Source organism: Elioraea sp. (genome assembly GCF_051860475.1).
GTDB lineage: Bacteria > Pseudomonadota > Alphaproteobacteria > Acetobacterales > Acetobacteraceae > Elioraea.
The window spans coordinates 1-10,402 of record NZ_JBHYDW010000146.1; the positions used below are offsets into that span (position 1 = coordinate 1).

A 10,402-nucleotide genomic window follows, 5' to 3' on the forward strand; every position below is an offset into this window, starting at 1 on the left:
CCGCCGCATGGTGCCGCCGCGCGAGCCTGGGATGCCGCGCGAGGAAAGGATCGGCGAGCGGGTCGGCGTCACCGGACGGCCCTTCACCGTCGAGACCGTCGGCGGGCCGCGCGCCACCCCGTCCGAGCCCTGGCGCGGGGTGCCGGAGACCGGCACCACCGAGTGATGCCCGGCCGCCAAAGGGTCGACCTTTGGCGGCCGGGTATCGCGCGTGGGGCTGCGGGTCCCATCGCAGCGAGGCTGCGATGGGGTCCCGCTGGTAGGGCGGCCGCGTGCGAAAGAGGGCCGCCATATCGGTCTGCGGAGAGCGAAACCTTCGGCAGGACGATATGAGCCGCACGCCCGCGGCGCCGCCGCGCGACTGCCCGCTCTGCCCGAGGCTCGCTGGCTTCCGCGTCGACAACCGCGCGCGCTTCGCCGACTGGCACAACGCGCCGGTCGCCTCGTTCGGCCCGCTCGACGCCCCCTTGCTGATCGTCGGGCTGGCGCCGGGACTGCGCGGCGCCAACCGCACCGGCCGCCCCTTCACCGGCGACTGGGCCGGCGATCTGCTCTACGCCACGCTGCTCCGCTTCGGGCTCGCCGAGGGGCGCTATGACGCCCGGCCGGATGACGGGCTCAAGCTGACGCGCGCGCGGATCTGTAACGCGGTGCGCTGCGTGCCGCCGGAGAACAAGCCCACTCCCGCCGAGATCGCTGCCTGCAATCCGTTCCTGAAGGGCGAGCTCGCGGCGATGCCACGGCTGCGTGTGGTGCTCGCCCTCGGCGCGGTCGCGCATGGCGCCGTCCTTCGCGCGTTCGGCCGGCCCGCCTCGTCCGCGCGCTTCGCGCACGGCGCGCGGCACGACCTCGACGGCCTCGTGCTGGCGGACAGCTACCATTGCAGCCGCTACAACACGAACACCGGGCGGCTGACGGAGGCGATGTTCCATGCGGTGTTCGAGGGCGTGATGACGCTGCTGGATCGGCGCTGACAGGCTCGGATCACGTGCGAGCCCGTGCGCGCAGAACGTTGTTGTTGAATCATTCGTACCGATGATCCCGCCGGTCTGGCTGCTCGCCGCGCTGGTCTCGCTGGGCCCGCTCTCGACCGATCTCTACCTCCCCGCTCTGCCCGCGATCGCGGCCGCCTTCGGCACCGATGCGGCCGGCGTGCAGTGGACGCTTTCGGGCTATCTGCTGGCCTTCGCGCCGGCGCAGCTCGTCTATGGCCCGCTCGCCGACAGGTTCGGCCGCCGGCCGGCCGCGCTCGGCGGGCTCGCGCTCTACCTCGCCGCCTCGGCCGCCTGCGCGCTTGCCCCGGGCCTCGGCCTGCTGATCGTCGCGCGGGTGGTGCAGGCGCTAGGCGCATGCGGCGGGCCGGTGGTCGCCCGCGCGGTGGTGCGCGACACCACCGATCCGCCGCGCGCCGCCGCGGTCTACGCGACCATCGCGGGGCTGATGTCACTCGCGCCGGCGGTCGGGCCGGTGCTGGGCGGGGTGGTGACGCAGGAGTTCGGCTGGCGTGCGACGTTCTGGCTGCTGGTCGGGTTTACCGCGCTGCTGCTCGCCGCGAGCGGGGTGCGGCTCGCCGAGACGGCGCCGCGGCTCGACCCCGATGCGCTCGCACCGGCGCGCCTGGTCGCGGCCTATCGCGCGCTCGCGTGCCATCGCGGCTTCCTCGCCCACGCCGCCATCGCAACAGCGACCTATACCGGCCTGTTCTGCTTCATTTCCGGCTCCTCGCATGTGGTGCAGACCGGGCTCGGCCTCGGGCCACGCGACTTCGGCTTTGTGTTCGCCGCCGTCGTCGGCGGCTATCTGCTGGGCAGCCTGGTCGCGCGCCAGATCAGCTCACGCCTCGGCGTACGTCGGATGCTGCGTCTTGGCGTGGTCTGGTGCTTCCTCTGCGGCTGGGCCGGGCCGGCCGCACTCGCGCGGGCCGGTCCCTCGCTCGCGACGGTCGCGCTGCCAGTGGTGCTCTACATGGTCGGTTTCGCGCTCGCCCAGCCGAACGCGCAGTCGGGCGCGATCGCGCCCTTCCCGCACATGGCCGGTCGGGCCTCGGCGCTGCTCGGCTTCCTGCAATGGGGGCTCGCCGCGCTCGGCGGGCTGATCGTCGCCGCCCTGCTCGACACCGCGGGCTGGGCCATGGCGGTCGGGATCGCGCTCTCGGGCACGGCCGCCCTCGCCTCGCTCGCACTGCTGCCGCGCGAGACGGGCTGAGGCTCAGGCTGCCGGGGCGGCGAGCGCGGCCTCGATCGCGCCGATCAGCTCGGGGCTCTCCGGGGTCGTGCGCGAGCCCCAGGACCCGGAAATCTTTCCCGCACGATCAACGAGATACTTATGAAAGTTCCAGCGTGGTGGAGAGGACGCGGCCGCCGCCCAGCGATAGAATGGATGGGCCTCGCGCCCCGTCACGCGGCTCAGCGTGGCGAGCGGGAACTCCACCCCGAACTCGACCTCGCAGAACTGCTTGATCGCCGCGTTGTCCTCGCGCTCCTGTCGGAAGTCGTTCGAGGGCACGCCGAGCACCACCAGGCCGCGCGCCGCGTAGCGCTCGTGCAGCGCCTGCAGCCCGGCATATTGCCCGGTGAAGCCGCAGAACGAGGCGGTGTTCACGACCAGGAGCGGCCGGCCGCGCCACTGCGCCAGCGGCATCGTCCCGCCCTCGATCGAGTCGAAGCTGAAGTCCCAGGCGCTGTGCTGCCTCGCCAGGGCCGGATCGGGCCTGAACGGCGCGAGCGCCATACCGAGGGCACCGACCACGCCGAGCGCCCGCCTGATGCGATCAACCATATCGCTCCTCCATCCAGGGGTCGCCGTGGTTGTGATAGCCGCGCGTCTCCCAGAACCCCGGCTGATCCTCGGCCGCAAGCGTGATCCGGCGGACCCACTTCGCGCTCTTCCAGAAATAGAGCTTGGGGATGACCACGCGCAGGGGTCCGCCATGGCGACGATCCAAGGCTGCGCCATCCCAGGAATGGGCGAGCATCACGTCGTCGTCAGCGAAGGCGGCGAGCGGGACGTTGGTGGTGTAGCCGTCGGAGGACTGGAACAGCACATGCCGCGCCTCCGTCCGGGGCTTCACCGCCGCGAGCAGGTCGGCGGCCCGCACGCCCGACCAGCGGTTGTCGTAGCGGCTCCAGGCGGTGACGCAGTGGATGTCGGAGATGGATTCGGACTGCGGCAGCGCCATGAGCCCACCCCAATCGAGCACCACGGGCGCCTCCACCGCGCCGTCGACGATCAGGCGGAACCGCTCGCGCGGGATCGCCGGCTGAACGCCCAGATCGAGCACCGGCCAGTCGCGCACCAGGCGCTGGCCTGGCGGCAGCCGGTCCACCTCGCGCGCGCCATGCGCGCCGGTCAGCAGCCGCCCCTCGCGCGCCCAGTCCTGCTTCTTCGCGATCAGCTTGTCGCGGATGGCTCCGAACACGCCGCCCCGCTCAGCGTCGCTCATTCCGCTCTCCGTGCTCTGTTCGTGGCGGCGATGGTTCGCCGCCACTGAGGATGTGGTTACGGCGGCAGGTTCAGGAAGGCCGCCAGCACCGGGCCCCAGATCCGGCTGCCGCCGCGACCGAAGAACAGGCCGTGCCCGTCACTTCGCCAGGCGGGAAGCTGGCGCAGCTCAGCCTCGCCGCCGCCGCGGGTGAACGCCTCATGCATCAAAACGGCGGTCGGCGGCGCGACGAAGCTGTCATTCGCGGTGTAGAGCCAGAGCATCGTCACCCGCGCCCCCTCGCCCAACCGGCCTGCGGCCTCAATCAGCTTCGCCTCGTTGCAGGTGGTCCCGGGGACGCGGCCGACCTGGCCGCCGCGACCGCCGGCAATGTTGACGATCGCCGACACCTCGGGCGGGGCGATGGCAGCGAGCGCGACCGAGCCCCACCCGCCGGCGGACTGCCCGATCACGATCACGCCCTCGGGCAGCGCCCAGGGCTGCGCGACCGCCCAGGCGATTGCGGCGGCGATGTCGCGCGCGGTCTCGCGCCCGGCCCGGACGAAGTCGCCGCGCGCGCAGCCGCCGTAGTGCTCATCCCAGCGTCCGCCCGTGGCGCCGTAGCCGCGTCGCAGCGGCAGCACGACCGCCAGGTCGCGCGCGGTGAACCAGCGCACCGTCTCGTGGTCGCAGGAGGGGAGGATCACCGCCGGTCGCCGCGACGCTTCGGGCGGCGCGCCATGGTTGATCACGACGATCCGGTATGGCGAAGAGACGTCCGGTCGGCAGACGCGCGCGACGATCTCGCGCACCCCGCCCTGCGCATCCGTGATCGGAATCCGCACGTCCTCGGCGCCGGCCGGTGCCGCGCACAGCATGGCCGCGAGGACAACGGCGATCCGCACGATGGATATTCTGCTCCCGGCACATTGACGCTACAAGCGGGGCGATGCTGCCCAGTGCCGCCTCCTACGAGGAGCTTCGCGTCCGCTTCGCCTGGGCGATCCCGGCACGGTTCAACATCGCCGAGGCGTGCTGCGACCGCTGGGCCGACGGGACGGGCCGCCCGGCGCTGATCGACCTTGCCGCCCACGGGACTCGGCGCTGGAGCTTCGACGATCTGCGCACGGGCTCGGGCCGGCTCGCCCATGTGTTCGCCGCAGGCGGGATCGGCCGCGGCGACCGCGTCGGCATCCTGCTGCCGCAGCGCCCCGAGGCGGCAATCGCGCATCTCGCCGCCTACCGGCTCGGCGCGATCGCGGTGCCGCTGTTCGTGCTGTTCGGGCCCGAGGCGCTGGCGTATCGGCTGGGCGACTCCGGGGCTGCGGCGGTGATCACCGATGCCGAGGGCGCGGCCAAGCTCGAAGCGCTGCGGGCCGAGCTGCCTGCGCTCGCCCGCGTGCTGTCGGTGGACGGCCCTGCCCCAGGCGCGGAGGACCTGCCGTGCCTCATGGAACGCGCCGCGCCGGATCATCCGCCTGCCGACACATCCGCCGATGATCCGGCGCTGATCATCTACACCTCCGGCACCACCGGCCCGCCAAAGGGCGCCCTGCACGCCCATCGCGTGCTGCTCGGCCACCTGCCCGGCGTGGAGCTGCCGCATGAGCTGTTCCCCCAACCGGGCGACCTGTTCTGGACCCCGGCGGACTGGGCCTGGATCGGCGGCCTGCTTGACGTGCTGCTGCCCTCGCTGTTCCACGGCGTGCCCGTGCTCGCGCACCGGATGGCGAAGTTCGATCCCGACGCGGCGTTCGCGCTGATGGCGCGGCACGGCGTGCGCAACGTCTTCATGCCGGCGACCGCGCTCCGGATGCTGCGTGCCGCGCGACCGCCTGCGGGGCTCGCCGTGCGCTCGGTCGCCTCCGGCGGCGAGACGCTCGGCGCGGAGCTGCTCGACTGGGGCCGCGCTACCTTCGGCCTCACCATCAACGAGTTCTACGGCCAGACCGAGTGCAATCTGGTGGTCTCGAACTGCGCCGGCCTCTACCCGGTGCGCCCGGGCTCGATGGGCCGGCCGGTGCCCGGCCACGACGTCGCGGTGATCGGCCCCGCGGGCGAGCGGCTGCCGCCCGGCGCGCTCGGCGACATCGCCATCCGCCGCCCCGATCCGGTGATGTTCCTCGGCTACTGGAACAATCCGGAGGCGACACGGCGCAAGTTCAGGGCCGACTGGCTGGTCGCCGGCGATCAGGGCACGGCGGACGAGGACGGCTATCTCCGTTTCGTCGGCCGCGACGACGACGTCATCACCTCCGCCGGCTACCGCATCGGCCCGGGCGAGATCGAGGACTGCCTGAACCGTCACCCCGTCGTGCTAATGTCGGCCGCGATCGGCAAGCCCGATCCGCTCCGCACCGAGATCGTCAAGGCCTTCGTGGTGCTGCGCGAGGGGGTGGCACCGTCCACGGCGCTCGCCGCCGAGGTCCAGGGCTTCGTGCGGTCGCGCCTCGCCGCGCATGAATACCCGCGCGAGATCGCGTTCGTGGGCTCGCTGCCGCTCACCACCACAGGCAAGATCATCCGCCGCGCGCTGCGCGACGCCGAGCGCCCTGTCATCGAACAATCACCGATCCGATCGGGCTAGGATCGCTATAGGGCCGCGTCAGGGGAACCGAGGTGCCGAAGGCTGAGACCGTTGCCGAAGGGGTCGTGCTCTCCGGGATCGCCAAGTCGTTCGGCCGCACCCGCGTGCTGGAGGACGTCGATCTCGCGATCGAGCCGGGCGAGTTCCTCACCCTGGTCGGGCCGTCCGGTTGCGGCAAATCGACCCTGCTGCGGATCATCGCCGGGCTGGAGGGGGCCGATCGCGGCTCGGTCGCGATCGGCGGGCGCACGGTCGATCCGCTGCCGCCCGATCAGCGCGACGTGGCGATGGTGTTCCAGTCCTACGCTCTCTACCCGCACATGACGGTGGCGGGGAACATGGCGACCCCGCTGGAGATGCGGAGGCTGACGCTGCTCGAGCGCCTGCCGCTGATCCGCCTGCTCTCGCCGCGCCGGCCGCGGGTGATGCGCGGCATCATGGCCGAGGTGCGCTCCGTCGCCGAGCAGCTCCGGATCGCCCACCTGCTCGACCGCAAGCCCGCACAGCTCTCCGGCGGGCAGCGTCAGCGCGTCGCCCTCGGCCGCGCCATGGTGCGCCGCCCGCGTGTGTTCCTGATGGACGAGCCGCTGTCGAATCTCGACGCGGCGCTGCGCGTGCACATGCGCAGCGAACTCGCCGAGCTGCATGCGCGCCTCCGCATCACCTTCATCTACGTCACCCACGACCAGGTGGAGGCGATGACCATGTCGAGCCGGGTCGCGCTGATGGACCGGGGCCGCATCCTCCAGCTCGGCACGCCGGCCGATCTCTACGACCGGCCGGCCACGCTCGCAGTCGCGCGTTTCATCGGCTCGCCGCCGATCAACGTGATCGAGGGCGAGGCGGACGGCGCCTGCGTGCGGATCGACGGGGTGCGGCTTCCGATCGCGCAGGGGGTGCCGGCGGGCACGCGTGTCACTGTCGGCATCCGCCCCGAGGCGCTGCATCCGACCTCGCCCCGCCGCGACGGGCCAGTGCTGCGCGCGCGGCTGAAGCGGGCCGAGAACCTGGGCGCGGAGTGGATGCTGCACGCCACGCTCGCCGGCGCGGGCGACACGCCACTGGTCGTGCGCATCACCGCCGCCGAGCACGACTCCGCTGTCCAGGCTGGACTGCTCGGCAAGGAGATCGCCCTCGCGGTCGCGCCGTCGGGGACGCATCTGTTCGGCGCCGACGGCGCGCGCATCGCCCTGCACCAGCTCGAAAGGGTGGGGTGAGATGGGCGCGCGCTCGCCGCAGGCTCGCACGGAAGCGCGCTGGGGCGCGATCTTCGCCGCCCCTGCCCTGCTGCTGATCCTGACCATCCTGCTCGCCCCGCTCGCGGTGCTGGTGGCGCTCTCGGTCACCGACTACCGCCTCGGCGCGATCGCGGTGCGGTTGGTCGGGCTCGACAACTACGCGGCGATGGTCGCCGATCCGGTGTTCCAGCGCTCGCTGCGCAACACCTTCCTCTACGTCGCCTTTGTGCTGCCGGTGGCCGTGTTCGGGGGCCTCGGCGTCGCCTTGCTCGTTCACGCGCGGATCCGAACCCGGACGTTCTACGAGGTTATCTACTTCCTGCCCGTCACCTCGACGCTGGTAGCGATGGCGACCGTCTGGCAGTTCATGCTGCACCCCACGCTCGGCCCGGTGACGCCGCTCGCAATCAACCTGGGCTTCGGACGGATCGACCTGCTGAACGATCCCGACCTCGCGCTCGGCACGCTCGCGCTGATCGGCATCTGGCAGCTGATCGGCTTCAACATGGTGCTGTTCCTGGCCGGGCTCTCGGCGATCCCGCGGGAGCTCTACGAGGCCGCCGCACTCGACGGCGCACGCTACGGCCCGGACCGGTTCCTGCGTGTCACCTGGCCGCTGCTGGGTCCGACGACGATGTTCGTCACCGTCACCTCGACCGTGACCGCCTTCAAGGTGTTCGACACCGTGGTGGTGCTGACGCGCGGCGGTCCGCTCGGCTCGACCGAGACGCTGCTCTACATTCTCTATCTCGAGGGCTTCCAGTATTTCCGCATGGGCTACGCGGCGGCGATGACGGTGGTGCTGCTGGTGTTCCTCGCCGGTCTGTCGATCCTCCAGGCGCGCGTGCTCGAACGGAAGGTGCACTACGCATGAAGGCGGGGGCATGAGACCCGGGCGCATCATCGGCCGGATCGCGTCGCACGCCGTGCTGCTCGCCGGCGCGGTGGTGATGGCCGCCCCGTTCCTGTGGATGCTGCTCACCTCGATCCGACCGCCGGAGGAGGTGTTCGGCGCGGTGTTCGATCCGATCCCGTCGCGCTTCGCCGGGGTCGAGAACTACGGCCAGGCGCTGGGTGCCAGCAACCTGCCGCGCGCGATGCTGAACGGCGTGATCGTCTGCGGCGGCATCCTCGCAGTGCAGCTGCTCACCGCGATCCCGGCGGCCTATGCGCTCGCGCGGCTGAGTTTCCGCGGGCGGGGGCTGCTGTTCGGGCTGGTGCTGTTCGGGCTCTGCATCCCGATCCAGGTGCCGGCGCTGCCGCTCTACATCGCGCTCGCCAATCTGCGGCTGCTCGACACCTATTTCGCGCTGATGATGCCGTTCTTCCTGACCGTGTTCGGCCTGTTCCTGTTCCGCCAGTTCTTCCGCACCTATCCGGAGGAGATTCTCCAGGCCGCGCGGCTCGACGGCATGGGCGAGTTCGAGATCGTCTGGCGGATCGCCGCACCCGCCGCACTGCCGGCGATCGCCGCGTTCTCGGTGTTCTCGGTGGTCGCGCACTGGAACGACCTCTACTGGCCGCTGATCGTCGTCACCTCGTCGGAGCGCGCGACACCGGCGCTCGGCATCCTCGCCTTCCGCGACGCCGAGACGGGCGGCAACTACGGTGCGCTGATGGCCGCCGCCGCGCTGATCACCGGGCCGATGATCGTCGGCTTCCTCGTTGCCCGCCGTGCCTTCGTGCGCGGCATCACCATGACCGGAGTTCGTTGACCCGCAGCCCCAGAAGGGAGTGAGAACGATGCTGACACGCAAGCAACTGCTGACAGGGACCGGGGCGGCCGCGCTCGCTGCCGCCATGCCCACGGGACGCGCCGAGGCGCAGGCCCAGGTGACGCTCGACGTCGTGCACGCCTACCCCTCCTTCGCGCGGTTCTTCGCGCCGATCGCCGAGGAGTTCACCAAGGCCAACCCCGGCATCCGCATCGCCTTCCGCCAGATCATCCCGAACTACGACGAACTCCATCAGTCGCTGCTGCGCGGGGCGCTGACCAATCAGCTCCCCGACGTGACCTTCTCAGGCTTCAACCGCCTGCCCGAGCTCGCGCGCACGCTCGCCGCGCGCAACCAGATCGTCGATCTCGCGCCGCTGATCGCCGCCGAGGGCGCGCGCTGGGCGGTCGACAATTTCAGCCCGCGCATGCTGGCACTCGGCAAGGTGGACGGCACGCAGTTCGGGATGCCGTTCAACGCCTCCTCGCCGATCGCCTACTACAACCCCGAGCTCGTTTCGCGCGCGGGCGGCAATCCGGACGCGTTCCCCGACTCCTGGGACGGCGTGATCGCGCTCGGCGCGCGCATCAAGCAGACGACGCCGAATGCGATGGGCGTCTCCTACTACATCAACAGCTTCGATTCCGACTGGCTCTGGCAGGCGCTGGTGCAACAGGGCGGCGGGCGGATGCTGTCGGCGGACGGCAAGACCGTCGCCTTCGGCGACGCCGCCGGGCTCGCGGCGGTGCGGCTCGCGCGCCGCTTCGTCACCGAGTGCGGGATGGAGCTGATCGGCGCCGACCAGAATCGCCAGCAATTTGCCACCGGCGGGATCGGCATCATCTTCGACAGCCCCGCTCGGCTCGCGGTGATCACGGGTCTCGTGGGTGGGCGGTTCCCGCTGCGCACCTCGCCCTTCCCGATCACCGACAGGGAGAAGGGCGGTGTGCCGACGGGCGGCAATGCGGCGGTGATCATGGCGCGCGACGACGCCAAGCGCCGCGCAGCCTGGGAGTACGTGAAGTTCTCCGCCGGGCCGCTCGCGCAGAAGATCGCGGTGGAGATGACCGGATACCTGCCGACCAATCTGCGCGCGGCCGGGCCTGAGTTCCTGGGGTCGTTCTACCAGCAGAACCCGAACGCCCGCTCGGCCGCCTTGCAGGCCGACCGGTCGCTGCCGTGGGAGGATTACGGCGCGAACGGGCCCCGCATCCACCGCGCGCAGCAGGAGACGCTGACCTCGATCATGCGCGGCGACCTCGCGCCCGAAGCGGGGCTCGCCCGTCTGGTCGAGCAGACCACCGCGCTGATGCGCACGGCCTGATACCCGGAGCACAAAGGTTCGACCTTTGTGCGGAGGGTATCGCGCGGGGTTGGTGGGGCGGCCGCGCGCCGGAGGAAAGGTGACATACCAGCCGCGCGAAGGTTCATCCTTCGTGCG

At 71.4% G+C, this 10,402-nt stretch carries 10 protein-coding genes; 7 read left to right on the plus strand and 3 right to left on the minus strand.

Going from position 1 to position 10,402, the window contains the following annotated elements:
* The first annotated feature begins 329 nt into the window (after positions 1-329).
* Both ACTIFU_RS19545 and ACTIFU_RS19550 read left to right on the plus strand, forming a co-directional pair.
* Positions 330-974, plus strand: a complete 645-nt coding sequence (locus tag ACTIFU_RS19545) for a uracil-DNA glycosylase (RefSeq protein WP_439579994.1) — start codon at positions 330-332, stop codon at positions 972-974.
* Between the two features lie 61 nt (positions 975-1,035).
* Complete coding sequence (locus tag ACTIFU_RS19550) at positions 1,036-2,205, plus strand: multidrug effflux MFS transporter (protein ID WP_439579995.1); 1,170 nt, start codon at positions 1,036-1,038, stop codon at positions 2,203-2,205.
* Positions 2,206-2,208: 3 nt separating this feature from the next.
* On the opposite strand, the gene ACTIFU_RS19555 is transcribed toward ACTIFU_RS19550, so the two are convergent.
* The 3 genes from ACTIFU_RS19555 to ACTIFU_RS19565 are packed head-to-tail and all read right to left on the minus strand — an operon-like array spanning position 2,209 to position 4,326.
* Positions 2,209-2,778, minus strand: a complete 570-nt coding sequence (locus tag ACTIFU_RS19555) for a glutathione peroxidase (RefSeq protein ID WP_439579996.1) — start codon at positions 2,776-2,778, stop codon at positions 2,209-2,211.
* On the minus strand, positions 2,771-3,442 hold the full coding sequence (locus tag ACTIFU_RS19560; protein WP_439579997.1) for a sulfite oxidase-like oxidoreductase: 672 nt from the start codon (positions 3,440-3,442) through the stop codon (positions 2,771-2,773). The genes ACTIFU_RS19555 and ACTIFU_RS19560 overlap by 8 nt, the downstream gene beginning before the upstream one ends.
* 56 nt (positions 3,443-3,498) lie before the next feature.
* Positions 3,499-4,326 carry an alpha/beta hydrolase family protein gene (locus ACTIFU_RS19565; RefSeq protein WP_439579998.1) on the minus strand — a complete coding sequence of 276 codons (828 nt, stop codon included), beginning with the start codon at positions 4,324-4,326 and terminating at the stop codon, positions 3,499-3,501.
* A gap of 44 nt (positions 4,327-4,370) precedes the next feature.
* Between ACTIFU_RS19565 and ACTIFU_RS19570 the strand changes: the two genes are divergently transcribed.
* Genes ACTIFU_RS19570 through ACTIFU_RS19590 form a run of 5 tightly spaced genes read left to right on the plus strand, consistent with a single transcriptional unit; the run spans position 4,371 to position 10,285 of the window.
* Positions 4,371-6,008 carry an acyl-CoA synthetase gene (locus ACTIFU_RS19570; protein WP_439579999.1) on the plus strand — a complete coding sequence of 546 codons (1,638 nt, stop codon included), beginning with the start codon at positions 4,371-4,373 and terminating at the stop codon, positions 6,006-6,008.
* 32 nt (positions 6,009-6,040) lie between these two features.
* Positions 6,041-7,225, plus strand: a complete 1,185-nt coding sequence (locus ACTIFU_RS19575) for an ABC transporter ATP-binding protein (RefSeq protein WP_439580000.1) — start codon at positions 6,041-6,043, stop codon at positions 7,223-7,225.
* Between the two features lies 1 nt (position 7,226).
* Positions 7,227-8,120 carry a carbohydrate ABC transporter permease gene (locus ACTIFU_RS19580; RefSeq protein ID WP_439580001.1) on the plus strand — a complete coding sequence of 298 codons (894 nt, stop codon included), beginning with the start codon at positions 7,227-7,229 and terminating at the stop codon, positions 8,118-8,120.
* A gap of 10 nt (positions 8,121-8,130) precedes the next feature.
* Positions 8,131-8,961 carry a carbohydrate ABC transporter permease gene (locus tag ACTIFU_RS19585; protein ID WP_439580002.1) on the plus strand — a complete coding sequence of 277 codons (831 nt, stop codon included), beginning with the start codon at positions 8,131-8,133 and terminating at the stop codon, positions 8,959-8,961.
* A 28-nt stretch (positions 8,962-8,989) separates the two neighbouring features.
* Complete coding sequence (locus ACTIFU_RS19590) at positions 8,990-10,285, plus strand: ABC transporter substrate-binding protein (RefSeq protein WP_439580003.1); 1,296 nt, start codon at positions 8,990-8,992, stop codon at positions 10,283-10,285.
* Positions 10,286-10,402 lie beyond the last annotated feature (117 nt).